The 16,901-nt window shown below is 60.9% G+C and carries 15 protein-coding genes and 1 pseudogene; 7 read left to right on the plus strand and 9 right to left on the minus strand.

Annotation, left to right across the window (positions count from 1 at the left end; translation table 11 throughout):
• Nucleotides 1–84: 84 nt before the first annotated feature.
• The 4 genes from ACFOOQ_RS00655 to ACFOOQ_RS00670 form a co-directional block, all read right to left on the minus strand.
• Nucleotides 85–1,470, minus strand: coding sequence for a sensor histidine kinase (locus ACFOOQ_RS00655; protein WP_379720234.1), 1,386 nt, complete (start codon nucleotides 1,468–1,470; stop codon nucleotides 85–87).
• Nucleotides 1,457–2,134 (minus strand): response regulator, encoded by a 678-nt coding sequence (locus ACFOOQ_RS00660; RefSeq protein ID WP_379720237.1) that lies wholly within the window; start codon nucleotides 2,132–2,134, stop codon nucleotides 1,457–1,459. Before ACFOOQ_RS00660 ends, ACFOOQ_RS00655 begins: the two co-directional genes overlap by 14 nt.
• Nucleotides 2,135–2,185: 51 nt before the next feature.
• Complete coding sequence (locus tag ACFOOQ_RS00665) at nucleotides 2,186–2,998, minus strand: COG4705 family protein (RefSeq protein ID WP_379720240.1); 813 nt, start codon at nucleotides 2,996–2,998, stop codon at nucleotides 2,186–2,188.
• Nucleotides 2,999–3,234: 236 nt separating this feature from the next.
• On the minus strand, nucleotides 3,235–4,053 hold the full coding sequence (locus ACFOOQ_RS00670) for a COG4705 family protein (RefSeq protein ID WP_379720243.1): 819 nt from the start codon (nucleotides 4,051–4,053) through the stop codon (nucleotides 3,235–3,237).
• 561 nt (nucleotides 4,054–4,614) lie between these two features.
• On the opposite strand from ACFOOQ_RS00670, the gene ACFOOQ_RS00675 reads away from it, so the two are divergent.
• Nucleotides 4,615–4,794 (plus strand): hypothetical protein, encoded by a 180-nt coding sequence (locus ACFOOQ_RS00675; RefSeq protein WP_379720246.1) that lies wholly within the window; start codon nucleotides 4,615–4,617, stop codon nucleotides 4,792–4,794.
• Nucleotides 4,795–4,915: 121 nt separating this feature from the next.
• Here the strand turns inward: ACFOOQ_RS00675 and ACFOOQ_RS00680 are convergent, their stop codons facing one another.
• The gene (locus tag ACFOOQ_RS00680) at nucleotides 4,916–5,725 is read right to left on the minus strand and encodes a glycosyltransferase family 2 protein (protein WP_379720249.1); all 810 of its coding nucleotides are present in this window, start codon (nucleotides 5,723–5,725) and stop codon (nucleotides 4,916–4,918) included.
• 299 nt (nucleotides 5,726–6,024) lie between these two features.
• Here ACFOOQ_RS00680 and ACFOOQ_RS00685 point away from each other — a divergent pair, with 299 nt between their 5' ends.
• The 3 genes and pseudogenes from ACFOOQ_RS00685 to ACFOOQ_RS00695 all read left to right on the plus strand — a co-directional run.
• Complete coding sequence (locus ACFOOQ_RS00685) at nucleotides 6,025–6,327, plus strand: FeoA family protein (protein ID WP_379720252.1); 303 nt, start codon at nucleotides 6,025–6,027, stop codon at nucleotides 6,325–6,327.
• Nucleotides 6,328–6,336: 9 nt separating this feature from the next.
• Nucleotides 6,337–6,603, plus strand: a complete 267-nt coding sequence (locus ACFOOQ_RS00690) for a FeoB small GTPase domain-containing protein (RefSeq protein WP_449265791.1) — start codon at nucleotides 6,337–6,339, stop codon at nucleotides 6,601–6,603.
• A 75-nt stretch (nucleotides 6,604–6,678) separates the two neighbouring features.
• Nucleotides 6,679–6,819 (plus strand): annotated as a pseudogene (locus tag ACFOOQ_RS00695) (copper resistance protein B); the annotation flags it as partial.
• A 60-nt stretch (nucleotides 6,820–6,879) separates the two neighbouring features.
• Here the strand turns inward: ACFOOQ_RS00695 and ACFOOQ_RS00700 are convergent.
• The 4 genes from ACFOOQ_RS00700 to ACFOOQ_RS00715 all read right to left on the minus strand — a co-directional run bounded on the left by ACFOOQ_RS00700 (nucleotide 6,880) and on the right by ACFOOQ_RS00715 (nucleotide 10,467).
• Nucleotides 6,880–7,968 carry a DMT family transporter gene (locus ACFOOQ_RS00700; protein ID WP_379720255.1) on the minus strand — a complete coding sequence of 363 codons (1,089 nt, stop codon included), beginning with the start codon at nucleotides 7,966–7,968 and terminating at the stop codon, nucleotides 6,880–6,882.
• 122 nt (nucleotides 7,969–8,090) lie between these two features.
• Nucleotides 8,091–8,651, minus strand: coding sequence for a phosphatase PAP2 family protein (locus tag ACFOOQ_RS00705; RefSeq protein WP_379720258.1), 561 nt, complete (start codon nucleotides 8,649–8,651; stop codon nucleotides 8,091–8,093).
• 33 nt (nucleotides 8,652–8,684) lie between these two features.
• Nucleotides 8,685–9,941, minus strand: a complete 1,257-nt coding sequence (locus ACFOOQ_RS00710; protein WP_379720261.1) for an MFS transporter — start codon at nucleotides 9,939–9,941, stop codon at nucleotides 8,685–8,687.
• Complete coding sequence (locus tag ACFOOQ_RS00715; protein ID WP_379720264.1) at nucleotides 9,925–10,467, minus strand: Chromate resistance protein ChrB; 543 nt, start codon at nucleotides 10,465–10,467, stop codon at nucleotides 9,925–9,927. The genes ACFOOQ_RS00710 and ACFOOQ_RS00715 overlap by 17 nt, the downstream gene beginning before the upstream one ends.
• 680 nt (nucleotides 10,468–11,147) lie before the next feature.
• On the opposite strand from ACFOOQ_RS00715, the gene ACFOOQ_RS00720 reads away from it, so the two are divergent.
• The 3 genes from ACFOOQ_RS00720 to ACFOOQ_RS00730 are packed head-to-tail and all read left to right on the plus strand — an operon-like array spanning nucleotide 11,148 to nucleotide 16,842.
• A complete protein-coding gene (locus ACFOOQ_RS00720) occupies nucleotides 11,148–12,410 on the plus strand; it encodes a TolC family protein (RefSeq protein WP_379720267.1) in 1,263 nt (420 codons plus the stop codon).
• Entirely contained in the window at nucleotides 12,407–13,729 is a 1,323-nt protein-coding gene (locus ACFOOQ_RS00725) for an efflux RND transporter periplasmic adaptor subunit (RefSeq protein ID WP_379720270.1), read from the plus strand. The genes ACFOOQ_RS00720 and ACFOOQ_RS00725 overlap by 4 nt, the downstream gene beginning before the upstream one ends.
• A complete protein-coding gene (locus ACFOOQ_RS00730) occupies nucleotides 13,726–16,842 on the plus strand; it encodes an efflux RND transporter permease subunit (RefSeq protein WP_379720273.1) in 3,117 nt (1,038 codons plus the stop codon). Before ACFOOQ_RS00725 ends, ACFOOQ_RS00730 begins: the two co-directional genes overlap by 4 nt.
• Nucleotides 16,843–16,901 lie beyond the last annotated feature (59 nt).

The raw sequence follows: 16,901 nt of genomic DNA on the forward strand, positions 1-16,901 counted from the left end.
CCGTATCGAACATTCAGCCGCCGCACAAGTTCGGCGATTTCATCAGAGTTCATCTACTATCCGAATTTTTCTTGCAGGCCTTGGTTAAAAATCGATTGGAAATGACAGCCGGACGGTGAGGCCTGGCTGATTGTCTTCGAGCGATATGCGTATGCGGTGCAGCTCGGCGACCGCTGCGACTAGTGCCAGCCCCAGACCGTTGCCGGGAGTGCTCCGGCTACCTTCCAGACGATAAAACCGCCTGAATACCTTCTCTCTTTCCGCCGGCGGTATGCCGGGGCCGTCATCGACAACCTCTGCTGTAGGCACGCCATCCAGCATGCGAAGAACCAGCGAGACAGACGCACTTTGGTTGGTGTGCCTGAGTGCGTTCTCGATAATGTTGACGAACATCTGGGTGAGCAGCTCGCGATCGCCTTGGATGCGAACAGCTGGCGTCAATTCTGTCGAGATTGTCTTTCCGAGATCCTCGGCTACCGGACCATAGGTGGCGGCGAGATCGGTAAGCAGTTCACAAAGATCAATCTCGGTAAACTGCGACCGCCTAGTGCCGGCTTCTATCTGAGCGATCCGCAGCAGGGCGCTGAATGTCGTCAGCGCCTCGCTGGCGTCCTGAAGGGCCAACCCTGTGGCGATCCGATAGCCTTCCCGTGTCGTGTCCGCGGCCTGCACATCCTCCAGTCTTTGCTTGAGACGACTGAGCGGGGTTCGCAGATCATGTGCGATGTCGTTCGATACCTGACGTAACCCCTCCATCAGGGCCTGCAGCCGATCCAACATCTCATTGAGATTGGAACTGAGGCGATCCAGCTCGTCGCCTCCCCCTATAACCTCAATGCGGCGGCTCAGGTTGCCATCCATGATAGCCTGGGTCGCCCTGTTTATGGCGTCGATGCGACGAAGAAAGCCGCGGCTGAGCAGCAGGCCACCAATGAGAGCCAGGATCAGACCGGCAGCCGCAGCCCAGGAAAATGCACGGATGATTGCTTCCTTCGCCTCTCTTGACCGATAGGTGTCGACGGCCACGGACAGCAGGTCCCCGGACGGCAGCCGCGAGGTCAGGCCGAGCAGGCGTATGGTATGCTCGTCCTCGTCTTCGGGCGGGTAGCTGGTGAGTTGGCCGACCGGATAGGAGAATTTATGCCAGCCGGGTTGGAGGCGCAGGGCCGGTAGGTTCCCGCTCAGCTTGTTTCCGGCACTGGTCTCCAGGCGATAGTAAAGCGGTCGGTACTTTCCCTCCTGTAAGCGCCGGTCAATCTCCGTGGCAACACCATTGGCCGAGGGCGGAGCAACCCCTTCCGTGAGGGCCGCCACTTCGTTCTGCAAAATCGTGACGTTTTGCTGCTGCAGAACCTGTGCGGCGATCCAGTACACAATACCAAACAGCAGACCGGTTGAGACGACGAACAGCCCGGCGTAGAGCATCGACAGGCGGAAGCCGAGCGTCCGGAAATGTCTAGGAATGATCACGCAGGCAGTATCCCGCTCCGCGGATCGTGTGGATCAGCGGAAATTCAAAATTGGCATCGATTTTGCCGCGCAGGCGGCTGATATGGGTCTCGACTACAGTCGTCTGCGGATCGAAATGGAAGTGCCAGACATTCTCCAGCAACATGGTCCGGGTTACGACGCGATCGGCATTGCGGAGCATATATTCCAGCAGCTTGAATTCCTGCGGCTGCAAATCGATGGTCTTGCCGCCGCGCGCCACAGTGCGTTTCAGAAGGTCCATTTCCAGATCGGCAATACGCAGGGCGGTCAGCTGCTCGGCCGGCGCGGGACGCCGCGCCAGCGCTGTGATTCGTGCAAGCAGTTCGGCGAAGGCAAATGGCTTGACCAGATAGTCGTCGCCGCCGGCATTAAGCCCTTCGACGCGATCATCTATGCCGCCGAGAGCGGTCAAAAACAGGATTGGTGTCTTGACACCGCTGCCGCGCAATGTCTTCACCACATTCAGGCCATCGAGCTTGGGCAGCATCCGATCGACAATAATGACGTCATAGGGTTCGCTGGCTGCGAGGAACAGTCCATCCCGTCCATCTGCGGTCTGGTCCACGATGTGTCCATGCTGCTGCAGGCTCTTGGCGATGTGCCCGGACATCTCCGCATTATCTTCAATAACCAGTATCTTCACCGTTCGTTCCTGAATTTTCGATAATATTTAAATATATACTGCAACCCACGACTATGGGAGGTGTCTTCCGCCGCCGGCCGAGCCGGCCAGCGACTGAGTATCGACGTCGCGTCGCGATATCGTCAGATAGACGACCAAGCCGATAATGACTGCCAGGAACAATGCGGTTGTGTATATCGTGCCGAAGCCAAGTCCGCCGTCGCTGATCGGCTGAGACAGCAGGTCGCCGCAGGATGCTCCAAGCGGGCGGGTCAGGATGTAGGCGATCCAAAACGACAGAACGGGATCGAACTTCTGGAAAAAATGCGCGCCGGCGATCAATGCGATCAACGCGGCAAAGATCACCGCCGACTGGCCGAATCCAAGATCGAGACCTTCCGCCGCCAGGTCGCCAGCCGCCGTTCCAAGTGCAAAGGTAAACAGGATGGCCAGCCAGTAGAACAGTTCGCGCCGGGTCGTATAGATGGTGTGGATCGAGAGTGTCTTCTCTATGGCGTACCATGTGGCAAATGTCAGCAGCAAGGCGACACCGAACGCAGCCGTCGTCGTCTCGAGGCTGACGCCAAGATCGTCGACTAGTTTGTCGGTAATGAGTGTGCCGGCAATGCTGATCAGGACCACCGACACCCAATAGGCCCAAGGGACGTATTTCCGCTGCAACAGCTGATACACGAGAGCGGCGGCCAGCAGGGCAGCCGTGATGTACGACGTATTGCTGAGGCCGAGGTCCAGCCATCCGGAAAAGAAGTCGGCGGCAGTCTCACCTACAGTTGTCGCCAGCACCTTGATAATCCAGAAGAATATGGTTACCGCAGGCACCTTGTTCATCATTGCCGATACAGTGTGACGATCTGACTCCGTCATGGGTCCACCTGTCCAATCCTGCTCATGCTGGGCCGCGCTGCCGGCGGCCGATCTCTGGCCGACCCTAAGGGTTGCAGGCTGTTTTCGCCTTTGCCCGAAGTTTAACTTTTTGTAAGGAAGCGGGAGTCAGCGCGAGAGAGCAAACTTCGGGCCGACGCTTCAGGGCGCGATCGGCGCCGGAAACCGGACGGCTTCCGACGCCGATTTCAGGCGGCAGCGAGGAGATGCCAGCTTCGTTAGTCCGCGGTCCCCTCGAACTGCTCGGACACGCGTGGGGCCTTCTCGCGGCGGCCGGCCCGGCCATGGACCAGCATCACCACGATCAGAATGGCCAGCAGGATCGCCGTCGCGCCGGTCGTGCCAAAGCCCATGCCGCCGTGGTCGGGACTTTTGGTCAAAAGATCGCCCATAGTGGCGCCGAAGGGACGCGTCAGAACGAAAGCACCCCAGAAGAGACCGGTCCGGGAAAATGGCGTGACGAGGTAAGCAAGCAGGATCAGCAGAATGGCACCGGAGATCACCAGGTTGCTGAGGCCGTAGCCAAGCCCAGAGCTGTCCGCGAGATAGTCCCCGAGCGCCGTTCCCAACGTGTTCGAGACGAGGATAGCCATCCAGTATAACACCTCGGTCTTCGGGTCCTGGATATGCCGGACCGACAGCGATCCAGTGCTCAGCCGCCAGACTGCCAGCACGAGAACCAGCAACATGATCAGGATGGAAGAACCGATCGCGTAGCCAAGGCCCAGCGACCTGTCCATGAAATCGGAGATCGTGGTGCCGGCAGTGCTGGTCGCCAGAATCACGGCCCAGAACAACAGCGGATGAAAGGACTTGGACTTCAGCTGGGCGATCAGGGCAACAATAAAGAAGCTGACGAGGATGATCGAACTGGCGGCGTAACCGACATTCAGCGTCATCGAGAGCAGGTCGCCGCCCGTCTCTCCAACCGTCGTGGCACAGATCTTCATGATCCAGAAAGCGAGCGTGACTTGTGCCACCTTGTTGGCTGCGGGAGCATGGTCAAACGCGGAAATCGAACTGGGTTGAGGCTTCATTTGTAAGGTCTCCTGGGATGGGGAAGCACAGACATCAGGCACTCCAGGTAACGTGCCGGATATAGCCTTGGAGGAACGTCGGCGGAGAGTTAAATATCTGTAAGGTGTCGTAGCTTCACATGTCCGCAATGAGGTGATGCAGCGCGCGGTCACTGGTCTGCCCGATATTGGCACATCGGTCTCGCAATCCCGGCGCCGGCAGTGTGTCTTGCTGACTTTCGGCCTTCAGCGGATTACAGCGCCGATCGCTGATGTCGACTGTCACTACGAGCAGACAGATGCGTGTGCAGCCTATCCCTCAACGAACCTTACGAATTTGTAATCTGGCGGTATGCCGGGGCCGATCCCGATCCTTTTGCTTCGCCAAAGACGGGTGGGCAGACGAAGTATCTGGAAGATAATAGAAAATTCCGTTCATTTCTGCGCCGCACAATCTTTGCCAGTCCGAAGGACGCTTGCCGTGGCGTACACTATGTCGCATGGCGTTGTAATTGGCGTGTCGCACCGGCTGCGCCTAAAATCTTTTCTGCGACATATCCAACGCTAGAAAGGCGATATCCCATGTCGATCAGTTCGATCTCCTCTGGCACGACCTACCAAGTGCCTGTGACCGCGCAGGCAAAAGCGGACGATGAGCGCACAGAATCTGCCGCCACCAAAGCCCGTGAAGCGGCGACTGGCAAAGACGTTGCCGCTCCCGTCCAGAGCAAGTCCAACAGCACCGTCGATATCCGCGCCTGACTTCCCTCTCATGGCGATCGGGTGACCGCCGGCCCTGCTGCGACAGGTGGCAGGGCCGGCGAGTGCCGCTTTAGCGTTGCGGCTCTTTCCGGCTGCAATTGCCAAGTATGAACCAACTGCCTCAATATAAATGGTTGATGCCGCCGCAGTCGCGCCAGCGGCGTTTCAGCCAGATCACGCCGATCATGTCGACAATGCCGGCTTTCAGCCGTCCCCAGGTGCCGTAATGCGAGGCGCCGCCGCCGCGCGGCCGGTGATTGACCGGCACCGAGCGCACCTGCCCGCCCATGCGCAGCACCAGCGCCGGCAGGAAGCGATGCATGTGATCGAAGGCCGGCAACCGCAGAAACAGGTCGCGGTGCAGCATCTTGACGCCGCAGCCGGTGTCGGGCGTGGCATCGCCGAGCAGGCCCGAGCGCACCGCGTTGGCGATCTTCGACGACAGGCGCTTGATGGCACTGTCCCGCCGGTGCACGCGATGGCCGGCCAGCAGCAGGCCGCGGCCGCCATCGGGCGCCGATTTCAGGGTCTGCCACAGCGCCGGAATATCGGCCGGATCATTCTGGCCGTCGCCGTCGAGCGTGACGATGACCGGCGCACGGGCCGAGCGTACGCCCGACAGCACCGACATGGACTGACCGGCATTCTGGCGGTGGCGCAGCGCCCGCAATTCCCGCATGTCACGGCGGGCCGCCTTCAGAATGGCTGGGGTCTCGTCGGTCGAGACATCATCGACGACGACGATCTCGAACCGCATGCGGCCACGCAGCGCGGCACAGACTTCGTCCAGCAGGCTGCGGATATTGGCGGCTTCGTTGTGCACCGGAATGACAACCGACAGTTCCGGAGCCTCGTCGGCTCCGGCCTCGATGCCGGTCACCGGCTGGGAAGGAGAGTCGGTTGCACGTTCGTGGAGCGGGTCGGTCGGCATTTCAGAGCCGGCCGCCATGAGGTGAGGGATATAAGGCGGGCATTCGGAATTGCTGTCGACCCGATCTTCAAGGCTTGGCAGCGCGTTAGATGGGATGACAATCATCACACGGTTCTTTATGGGTTATCCTGGGAACCTAATCCGCGGCTTCTGTCGTAGCGCATTCTCCAAGCTTACGAATTTGTAAGCGGGCCAGCGGTGATGCGCGCCTGCGAATGAGACTGCCAATAATTAGCGTCTCGCCGTGCTCCCCGGCGGGGGCAACCAATGCACAGAAGCTTTCCGGACTAATCGCAAAAATGTCCCTTACAGCAGACTTCTGCTCTGAAGCCAATGACACGATCCCTCTGGGTCGTGCAGCCAAGGGGTTCTTTGGCTTCGTGGTCGGTGTGGGTGCCGCCGCAGTTGGTGAGGCCGCTTCCTCGGAAGCAGTCGAGCTCGAGCGCCGGCTGATCGAAATTGGCTTTGTCGAAGGCGCGCATGTCGAAGTTCTGCATCAGGGCCCGATCGGCGGCGACCCGATCGCCGTCCGTGTCGACGACGCGACGATCGCCTTGCGCCGCCGGGACGCCAACCTCGTCCTCGCCAAAATCGAGCGCTGAAAACAACCAATGACGACACCAACATTTCCTGTGATCGCCCTGGTCGGCTGCCCGAACTGTGGCAAGACGGCTTTGTTCAACGCCCTCAGGAGCAGCCACCAGAAGGTCGCCAACTATCCTGGCGTTGCGGTTGAATGGAAAGCGGGCAGCTTCACCACCAGGGCCGACCGAAGCGTCGACATCCTCGATCTGCCAGGGGCGTATTCGCTACGCGCCAGAAGCCCCGACGAAGCCGTCACACGTGCTGTTGTCCTCGGGCGCTCATCTACATGGTGACCCTTGCCTATGTCGCCGCCTTTTGACCTTTCGCGTGACTTGTGTCTTTTGTCGTAATCGTGCAGTCGCCTTCGCTATGATATATTCCGGAAATTCGCTCCGTATATCGGCGTGAATTATGAACGGCGACTCGGCCAGACCGCCTCTTATGTCAAAGAGGGTGCCGAAGACCCGGGCAACCTGAGCTTCGTCATCGGCGTGCGCTTCTGGTTTTGAGGCCGACAGCCAGCAGCGGCCAGCGAATACACTCGCCGGCTGTTCGCATAGTGCTCCGGCCTACGATGCCGGCTCCGACCTGCATCCATGCCCATGACGATGATGAAGGTCCGGGTAATGTGGGTGCCGGTGCACCATGGCGACGTGCCGGTGGGCATGTGCATGCGGTTCGCCGGCTGGGTCGCCGGGACCATGGGCATGTTGGTGATGCGGATCATGGACGTGGGCATGATCGTGCAGCACTGCCTCGTGACGGTGTTCGTGCTCATGCCGCTCGGCCAGGTGAAGGTACAGACCGATGGCCATCAACAGGCCGGCAACGCCGAGCTGCAGGGAAACCGCTTCGCCGAAGATCGCAATGGCGACGACGGCGCCGATGAATGGCGCAGTTGAGAAATAGGCGCCGGTCCTAGCAGAGCCAAGATAACGTAGGGCGTAGATGAACAGCACCAGGCTGATGCCATAGCCCAGGAATCCCAGAAGCAGCGTGACGAGCAACGGCCCTGTTGCCGGCAGATCGTCGCCTCGCCACAAGAGGCCGATCAGCAGGTTGACTGCGCCGGCTACAAGCCCCTTGATCATGGCAATCTGTTCCGGGTCGGATGATGACAGCTTCCGGGTTAGGTTGTTGTCGATGCCCCAGCAGAGGCAGGCGCTGGCAATCGCCACGGCTCCATAGCCGGCATGTCCGATGCCGCCCTGCCAGGATAGGATGACTGCGCCCAGCAGGATGGCCACCGCACCGATCCCGATGCGCAGATCGACATTCTCCCGATAGACCAGCCATGCTATGGCGAGCGTAGCCAATCCTTCCAGATTGAGGAGCAAGGCCGTTGTCGAGGCCGCTGTCGCCACCAGTCCCAGCATCAGCAGCACCGGCCCGGCCACCCCGCCGAACAGAATGATCGCTGCCAGCCAGCCCAGATCGGCGGCTTTCAGGGGCGCTTCCGATCCCGGCTTCCCGCGCCACCGCGACAGCAGCCGTGCCGCCGCAAGGCCGATCCCCGCACCAAGATACAGCAGACCGGCCATCAGCCAGGGCGAAATGCCGCCCAGCAGAAGCTTGGCCAAGGGCGTGCTGGCGCCAAACAGGGTGGCGGATCCCATGGCAAAGCCTATCCCGGACATGGATGAGGCACTGTTGGTCATTGTGGCCCCCAGCTAGATGATCCGTGTTGTCCACACACAGCTCTCACAACGCTTTCCATTTTTGGCTGGAAACGGCTCGCATCGCTGCACCGCCCAGGGTCTGCACTTCGATTAACGCGGGTTCACAATAGTCTGGTCAGAAATCGGTCGGCCAGGGTTCCTTCGCGATAGAGATTTCGCACAAGTACGGCTGCCGCAGCGCCGGTCAGCGCACCACCGAGAACATCGCTCACGTAATGCGTCCCAATATACACGCGTGAGAGCATTATCAGTAGCGCCGCCGCAAAATATCCGGCCGCGGGCCGCCATGCCCGGTGCACGAAAAACGCCGCAGCAATGGCGATGGTTGCCGTCGCGTGATCGGAGGGAAATGAAGGATCGGCGCTGGGTCCGATCAGAAGATGCGAAACGCCTACATCGTAAGGGCGCACCCGGTTGACGAGGAGCAGGATCAGTTGGTTGAGCCCCAGCCCGAGCAGAAAAGAGAGGCCGGATACAACGAGGACATGGCGCATATGAAACCGGTCGGCACGGCGCCACCATTGCGCGGCGACGGTCAGGACAAGTACCGGAACACCGATCTTCGAGGTCCAGATCATCAAAACATCGAGCAGGGCGACATGGCCTGCGAGGCCATTAATGGCCTGCGTGAACAGAACATCGAGGGGATATAAATTAGACATGCTGCTCCGGACTCTCCATTTACGGTGCCCGCATCATACGGCCGTTTGATCGTTGGACCGGCCGGCGAGCCTGCCGCGGACGGGCAGCAGCCCGACCAGGGCAAACCCGGCCAGCCCCGCCCCGGCGAGGAATGTCGTTCCCGGCCCCGCCACATCCCACAGCGCCCCGGCCAGCACGCTGGCGACAAGCATGGCTAGGCCGCACAGCAGGTTGAGCATGCCGTAGGCCGTACCGCGCAGTTCCGCCGGCGCGGTGTCCGCCACGAGTGCCGCGAGCAAGCCCTGGGTCATCGCCATGTGCAGACCCCAGAGCGCAATGCCGATCCCGACGACAGCAAGATTAGGCGCGAAGGCCAGAACCAGGTCGGCGGCGATCAGCACGACCAGTCCGAGCGCCAGCATCGAAATGCGGTTCATGCGGTCCGACAGCGCGCCCAGCGGATAGGCGGCACCGGCATAGACGACGTTCATCACCACGAGGACCAACGGTACCAGCATGATCGGCAGGCCCGCGCCCTGCGCCCGCAGCACCAGGAACGCCTCGCTGAACCGAGCCAGGGTGAAGACCGTGGCAACGGCGACAACCCACCAGTATTCCGCACCCAGCCGCCACAACTGCGCCCGGCTCAGCGGACTGCGTGCCTTCGATACCCGCGAGCGATGGTCGTCCGGTTCATGCACGGCGAAGATGATCAGCCCGGCCGCCATGAAGGCCGGGATGACGGCGATCCAGAAGACGGCAGTGAAATGGTCGGCCGTCAGCCACATCAGGCCGATGGCCAGCAGCGGCCCCAGGAAGGCCCCGATGGTGTCCAGCGACTGGCGCAGGCCGAAACTGGCACCGCGCAGCGCCGGTGGCGCCATGTCGGCCACCAGGGCGTCGCGGGGGGCACCGCGGATGCCCTTGCCGACCCGATCGATGAAGCGGGCGGCGACCAGCCAGGCGACGGTCGGTGCCAGCGGGAAGATCGGCTTGGTGCAGGCCGCAAGCCCGTAGCCCAAAGCCGCCAGCAGCTTCCGTTTGCCCAGCCAGTCCGACAGGGCGCCGGAGAAGACCTTGGTGATCGAGGCCGTCGCTTCGGCGAGTCCCTCGATCACACCGACCGTCAGCATCGAGGTTCCCATCACTGAGACCAGATAGACCGGCAGCAGGGCATGGATCATCTCCGACGACGTGTCCATCAGCAGCGACACGAAGCCCAGCGCCCAGATGCCGGACGGAATCTGCCGCAGGCTGGCAAGCGCGCCATTATCCGTGCCGTCAACGGTAGTATCAGCGGTTTTCATCATGAGCATCGAACACGCGCTGCGCATAGGCATCGAGCAGGGCCTCGCAAGCGCGCAGTTGGGACCGTGCGTCCTCGCGCAGCGGGGCGCCGTAGAAATCGAGCTTCTCGATCTTCTGCAGCCAGCCCTGGAGTTTCTTGAGGTCTGTATCTTCTTCCTCAAGCTCCGCATAGGTGAACTTGTTGATAGCGATCTCTTTGGCGATCTCGGCCTCGAAATCAGCGCAGCGACCGAGGAACTCGCGGTATTCCTCGTTGCGGTCGGCCTTGAAGCGGGCCAGCACCTTCTCCTCCTGCCCGCGGTCCAGCGCCACGGTCTCGAGGATCACAGCCTCGCCCTGCATCCCGGCGATGTCGTTTTCCAGCATCTTCAGGCGACGGACATGGTCGTCGGTCTTGGGCAGCAGGCAGACCCCACTCTGCAGGTAGACAGCCCCCATGCCCTTCAGGCGCCGCCACAGCGCCACGCGGCCCTTGGCGGGCTCGGGCGGCACCTTGTAGGTCAGCAGCAGCCAGGAGCTTGGAGACATGGAACGAATTAAATGTAACGACTGTTACATGTCAACTGATATAATACCATTCACACCACGTTCTGCGGCCAAGCTGCCTCCTTCCAGCTGGAGACGCTGACCAGCCAGCATGTCCAAAACCCGGCCTGGTGCATCACTGAATCGCCCACCGCCATGACCATGGTCGGGATCGGCAATTCAGCGACGCGCCAAGTCCATAGGATCGGTCACAAGTCGCTGATCGGGTGACCAACGCGAGGTCTGATGCTGGTAAAAGCTCAACCGCCCGCTATCTTCCTTGGCGAATGTTTCGCATAGCTCGCATCTTGACCCTTGCCGCCGCGCTGTCCCTCGGACTGGCGCCGCTTGCCCCGGTGTCGGCGCAATGCATTAGCCAGGATCACATGAATTCGCCTGTCGGCGGCGCCGAGGCTACTGCCAGCGCAACGGGCATGCCGTGCTGCCCCAACGGCAACCCGGCCACATCGATGGGCTGTAAAACCGCCTGCCCGCAACTGCAGGGCATGGCCCTTTCCGCGCCTCTACCTTCGGTCCGGCTTGAACCAGTGGTTTTCACCAACCGGCCGGCCGCCTTTTCCAGCTGGCTGACGCCCCCCGTAACCGAGCCTCCGCGTCCGTCTCTCGGCAGTTGACCGCCGGCCCGCATCGCGGGCCCTCATTTGCCATTGACGGAGTTGATCATGTCCACCGCCAGCCTGCGGTGCGCGCATGTATGCGCCACCTTGCTTCTTTCATTGTGGGCCGGGAATACCCTCGCTCAAGCTGCGCTCGGTGCCGACCTCGGCGCCATGCTGGCCTATGTCCGCAGCCAGCACCCGGACGTTGCCGCCGCGACACTCGAAACCGATGCCGCAGCCGCCCGCGCCTCCGCCGCCGACAGCCTGCCCGACCCGGAGGCGATGATCGAATTCAACAACAATACCTGGCCGGGATCGGCCTGGTCGAACCAGGACAGCAACCGCACCTACAAGATCGAGCAACGATTCCCCCTTGGCGGCAAGCGGACCTTGCGGCGCGCCATTGCCGATGCCGAAAAGGATGAAACCGATGGCCGGCGTCGCTCGCTTGCCGAAGACCTGGCTCTGCGGGTCAAAATTGTGCAGGCAAGGCGCTATGCGGCCGTCGCCCGCATGCGATTACTGCAGGAACAGCATGCGTTGCTGCGACATATTGTCGAGCTGGCCGATCACGCCTACGCACAGGGGCGCGGCACCCAGAACACGGCCCTTGCCGTTCGGCTCAACCTGAGCTGGAACGAGATCGAAACAAGCCGTCTGGGGGGCGAACAGCGTCAGCTGGACGCCCGCCTCAGCGGCCTGCTGGGACTGGACTCCGCAACCGGGCTACTGCCGCCGCCGGGATTTGCACCGCTTCCCCTTATGGACGGCATCGACGCCGACAGTCTTCTGGTACTGGCACGCGAGCGGAATCCCGACCTCGCGCAGCAGGCGACTCGCATCGCCAGCGGCGAGCAGAAAAAGCGCCTGGCCGATGCCGAATGGATTCCTGATGTCAGTCTCGGGGTAAGAGCCGTCGAGGAAGATGGCAGGCCACGGGCTTACGAAGGCATTGTGTCTTTCAACATCCCGCTGCGCTGGGGCTTGCGTGACGCCAGGCAGGCCGAGGCAACGGCAGAGACCTCCGCTGCACGGGCGCGGCGCACTGCAATCGATCTCGATCTTGCGGCCGGCTTGCGCGAGGCACTGGCAGCTCTCGCCACCCAGCGCCGTATCGAGATCCTGCTGATGCGGCAAGCCTTGCCGCAGGCCAAGGCCGCCACTGAAACGGCCTTGCGGGCGCTTGAACAGGGCGACGGGCAGGTGACCGATGTCCTGCTGGCGGAGAGCCGCTGGCGCGACCTCGGTCTGGAGCAAGTTCAAGTGCAGTCCGCCCAGCGCGAGATGCTGGCACAGATCGAGCGCGACGTTGGAGGCGAGCTATGAAGAACTCCCATTTCCTTGTTGTTGGTGTTGCGGCAACTCTCACGGCTGCGGCGGCCGGCTACTGGGCCGGAAACAACCATCCGATCGCAACCCGCGTGACGGAAACGACCCGGCCGCCGGCTGCGATAAGCGATACAACGGCGGCAACAGCTACGTCACCAGCAACGGAGAACAAGCCACTGTATTACCGCAACCCGATGGGCTTGCCCGATGTGTCGCCGGTTCCGAAGAAGGACTCAATGGGAATGGACTACATCCCTGTCTACCAGAGAGAAGCGGCCGGCAATGCCGGCACCGTCACCATCAATCCTGAACGCGTGCAAAATCTGGGGGTTCGCACGGAACCGGCGGAAAGGCGGAACCTCATGCGGCCAGTTCGCGCGTCGGCGACGGTCCAGTTCGACGAGCGGCGCCAGATGGACGTAACCACAAAATTCGAGGGCTGGATCGAGAAGCTGCCCGTTGCCGCTACCGGCGCACCGGTGAAGGCAGGCCAGACTCTGACACTGATTTACAGCCCCGCTCTCGTCCAGGCGCAGGAAGAATACCTCATCGCCAAACGGCTGCGGGACGGAACCCAGCAAGGAGATCCGGGGCAGATCGATGCCGACCGGCTCGTCGCTGGCGCATTGCTGCGGTTGCGAAACCTTGATGTTCCCAAGACTGTGCTCGACAGATTGACCAAGGAAGGCACCGTCAGCCGCCAAATCCCCCTTCTTTCTCCCGTGCAGGGGATCGTTTTGGAAAAAGCCGCCGTTGAAGGCATGCGCCTGATGCCGGGTGAGCGCCTGTATCGGCTTGTCGATGATCGTGAGGTTTGGGTTATGGCGGATGTTTTCGAGCAGGATCTTGGCCTTGTCAAACCTGGAGATTCCGTCAACTTCACCGTCAACGCCTATCCCGGTCGCCGTTACAGTGGCCGTGTAGACTACATCTATCCGGGCCTCAACGCCGAAACCCGCACCGCAAAGGTCCGTATTGAAGTTCCAAACCCCGATGGCGCACTGAAAATCGACATGTATGCCACCGTTGAATTGCAGACAGCGGCAGCGATCGACGCAATTACGGTTCCTCAAAGTGCTGTCCTTGATACCGGAAACCGACAAGTGGTTCTGGTGGACCGGGGGGGCGGTAGATACGAGCCGCGTGAAGTCCAGCTCGGTGCCCACGGCGATGGATACGTCACCATACTGCAAGGTCTTGCTGAGCACGAGCCCGTCGTCGTCAGTGCAAATTTCCTGATCGATGCCGAATCCAACATAAAAGCTGCGCTGAGCCGATTTACCGAAGGCAACGGAAACGTCGAGGTGACGAAATGATCGCCGCCCTGATCCGTTGGTCGACACGCAACGTCTTTCTTGTTCTGTTTGCCTGTGGATTTCTGGCCGCTGCCGGCGTCGTGGCCGTCAGCCAGGTTCCGCTCGATGCAATTCCGGACCTCTCCGACACGCAGGTCATCGTCTACACCGATTATTCCGGCCAGGCGCCACAGGTCGTGGAAGACCAGATCACCTATCCGTTGACATCCGCATTGCTCAACGTTCCACGTTCGAAGGTCGTACGTGGTTTCTCGTATTTCGGCGTCTCGTTCGTCTATGTCATCTTCGAGGAAGGCACGGATCTCTACTGGGCCCGCAGCCGCGTGCTCGAATACCTCAATTTTGCAGCCCGGCGCCTGCCTGCCGGGATCACGCCTTCGCTGGGCCCCGATGCTACCGGCGTCGGTTGGGTCTATCAGTATGCCGTGCTTGGTGTGCAACTCACATTGGCAGAATTGCGCAGCCTTCAGGATTGGACCATACGCTACCAGCTTGCCAAGGCTGAGGGCGTCGCCGAGGTCGTGTCCGCCGGTGGCTTCGTTAAGCAATATCAGGTGGTCGTCGATCCGCGAAAGCTGCAATCCTACGGCATTCCACTTGGTCGTGTCGCCGAGGCGATCCGGCAAAGCAACCGGGATACCGGCGGCCGGGTCATCGAAATGGCCGAAACCGAATTCATGATCCGTGGCCGGGGATACCTGCGTGGCCCGGCCGACCTTTCCAGCATAGTCCTCAAAGCCTCGGATGGAACACCCGTCCGGCTCAGCGACGTTGCACGCGTCGAGATCGGGCCGGACGAACGCCGGGGCATTACCGAATTGAACGGTGAAGGCGAAGTCGTCAGCGGTACGGTCGTACAGCGGTTTGGCGAGAATGCCCTGTCGGTCATCGCCAATGCCAAAGCCGAGCTTGCCAAGCTGAAGACCAGCCTGCCGGAGGGCATCAGTATCGTCCCGGTCTATGACAGGTCCGATCTTATCCTGCGCGCCATAGAGACCCTGAAGCGGGCGTTGACCGAGGAGTCCATTGTCGTGGCACTCGTCTGCATCCTGTTCCTACTGCATGTCCGCTCCGCGCTGGTGGCCGTCATTACCCTTCCCGTCGGCATATTATTCGCCTTTATAATGATGCGGCTCTTCGGCATAACCTCGAACATCATGAGCCTTGGCGGCATTGCCATTGCCATCGGCGCCATGGTCGATGCCGCCATCGTGATGATCGAGAATGCTCACAAGCGGCTGGAACGGGCCGGACCGGATGCAAATCGTGTCGCAGTCCTGACCGAAGCGGCGGTGGAGGTCGGCCCGTCTCTTTTCTTCAGCCTGCTCATCATCACAGTCTCCTTCCTGCCGATCTTCTCGCTGGAAGCGCAGGAGGGCCGGCTGTTTAAGCCGCTGGCCTACACCAAGACCTTTGCCATGGCGGGCGCCGCGCTGCTTTCCATCACCCTGGTGCCGGCATTGATGGTGCTGCTGATCCGCGGCCGCATCATTGCGGAACGACGCAACCCGATGAATCGGCTGCTTATTGCGATATACCGACCGGTCATTGCTGCGGTCCTGCAGGCTCGCTTTGCAACCATCGCATTCGCCCTCGTCGTACTGGGGCTGAGCTGGATTCCCCTGTCGCGGATCGGCACCGAATTCATGCCGACGCTGAACGAAGGTACGATCCAGTTCATGCCCACGACCCTACCCGGCCTCTCGATCACCAAGGCGGCGGAACTGGTGCAGACACAGAACAAGATCATCAAGACCTTTCCGGAAGTGGCATCGGTATTCGGGAAGGCAGGCCGAATCGGCTCCGCTACAGATCCGGCGCCGACCGAAATGTTCGAGACTGTGATCAATCTGAAACCTCCCGGTGAATGGCGCCAAGGCATGACGGTCGATCGTCTCGTCCAGGAAATGGACCGGGCATTGCAGCTGCCCGGCGTCAGCAATGCCTGGACCATGCCCATCAAGATGCGTACCGACATGCTGTCGACAGGTATCCGAACACCTCTTGGACTGAAGATCTTCGGCACCGAGCTTGTGACGATGGATCGGTTAGCCAAGCAAATCGAGGGCATTCTGCGAACGGTACCTGGAACCTCCAGTGCTTTTGCCGAGCGGGTGATCGGCGGCTATTACCTGACGGTCGAACCAGACCGCACAGCGCTCTCCCGTTACGGAACGACCATTGGCGAATTTCAGGACGTCATTGCCATGGCACTCGGTGGTGAAACCGTGACCACCACCGTCGAGGGGCGCGAGCGGTACAGTGTAAACCTACGCTATCCACGCGCTCTGCGCAGCGACCCGCAATCCATCGCCGGCCAGGTCCTGGTCCCGACAGCAAATGGCGGCATGGTGCCGCTCGGTCAGGTGGCGTCGATACAGCTCAGCCAAGGACCGGTCAGCATCCGCACCGAGAACGCTCAACTTGCCGTTTATGTTTATATCGATGTCCAGGGTCGCGATATAGGGTCGTACGTGGCTGACGCCCAACGGGCCATCGCCGGTCAGGTGCAGTTGCCCAAAGCTTCCCAATTGGTGTGGAGCGGCGAGTTCGAATATCTGGAGCGCGCAAAGGCGCGACTGACAATCGTCATTCCGGTAACGGCCGCCCTGATTTTCCTGCTGCTCTACCTCAACTTCCGACGCCTCAGCGAAACCCTGATTGTCATGCTGTCTCTACCCTTCGCTTTAACGGGCGGTTTGTGGTTGATGTACTATCTTGGCTACAATTTCAGCGTCGCGGTTGCCGTCGGCTTCATCGCCCTGGCCGGAGTGGCAGCCGAAACCGGCGTGATCATGCTGATCTATCTGGATCAGGCTCTGGCCGACCGGCGGCGGCGCGCCGCCGCCGAAAACCGCCCGATCACTCGCAGCGACCTCGATGAAGCGATCATGGACGGCGCCGTAGACCGGGTCAGGCCGAAGGCCATGACAGTCGTCACTATCATGGCGGGGCTGCTGCCGCTGCTGTGGATCGAGGGAACCGGATCAGAAGTGATGCAACGCATCGCGGTCCCCATGATCGGCGGCATGGTGTCGTCAACGCTGTTGACCCTTGTCGTAATACCGGCAATCTACGCGCTCGTTAAAGGAAGAACGATCGGCCGGCCATGACTGCCCTTGAGGAACGAGACTCGCCCTCTATATTGATCTGCGGATCGTTATCTTCCGTG

This window comes from Ferrovibrio xuzhouensis, assembly GCF_042648965.1.
In the GTDB taxonomy this organism is placed as follows: domain Bacteria; phylum Pseudomonadota; class Alphaproteobacteria; order Ferrovibrionales; family Ferrovibrionaceae; genus Ferrovibrio; species Ferrovibrio xuzhouensis.

What these genes read in the sequence shown, in the direction of transcription:
- ACFOOQ_RS00665 (WP_379720240.1), bottom strand. Translation starts at nt 2,998, where the DNA reads ATGACGGAGTCAGATCGTCACACTGTATCGGCAATGATGAACAAGGTG.
- ACFOOQ_RS00670 (WP_379720243.1), bottom strand. Translation starts at nt 4,053, where the DNA reads ATGAAGCCTCAACCCAGTTCGATTTCCGCGTTTGACCATGCTCCCGCA.
- ACFOOQ_RS00675 (WP_379720246.1), top strand. Translation starts at nt 4,615, where the DNA reads ATGTCGATCAGTTCGATCTCCTCTGGCACGACCTACCAAGTGCCTGTG.
- ACFOOQ_RS00680 (WP_379720249.1), bottom strand. Translation starts at nt 5,725, where the DNA reads ATGCCGACCGACCCGCTCCACGAACGTGCAACCGACTCTCCTTCCCAG.
- ACFOOQ_RS00685 (WP_379720252.1), top strand. Translation starts at nt 6,025, where the DNA reads ATGTCCCTTACAGCAGACTTCTGCTCTGAAGCCAATGACACGATCCCT.
- ACFOOQ_RS00690 (WP_449265791.1), top strand. Translation starts at nt 6,337, where the DNA reads ATGACGACACCAACATTTCCTGTGATCGCCCTGGTCGGCTGCCCGAAC.
- ACFOOQ_RS00700 (WP_379720255.1), bottom strand. Translation starts at nt 7,968, where the DNA reads ATGACCAACAGTGCCTCATCCATGTCCGGGATAGGCTTTGCCATGGGA.
- ACFOOQ_RS00705 (WP_379720258.1), bottom strand. Translation starts at nt 8,651, where the DNA reads ATGTCTAATTTATATCCCCTCGATGTTCTGTTCACGCAGGCCATTAAT.
- ACFOOQ_RS00710 (WP_379720261.1), bottom strand. Translation starts at nt 9,941, where the DNA reads ATGATGAAAACCGCTGATACTACCGTTGACGGCACGGATAATGGCGCG.
- ACFOOQ_RS00715 (WP_379720264.1), bottom strand. Translation starts at nt 10,467, where the DNA reads ATGTCTCCAAGCTCCTGGCTGCTGCTGACCTACAAGGTGCCGCCCGAG.
- ACFOOQ_RS00720 (WP_379720267.1), top strand. Translation starts at nt 11,148, where the DNA reads ATGTCCACCGCCAGCCTGCGGTGCGCGCATGTATGCGCCACCTTGCTT.
- ACFOOQ_RS00725 (WP_379720270.1), top strand. Translation starts at nt 12,407, where the DNA reads ATGAAGAACTCCCATTTCCTTGTTGTTGGTGTTGCGGCAACTCTCACG.
- ACFOOQ_RS00730 (WP_379720273.1), top strand. Translation starts at nt 13,726, where the DNA reads ATGATCGCCGCCCTGATCCGTTGGTCGACACGCAACGTCTTTCTTGTT.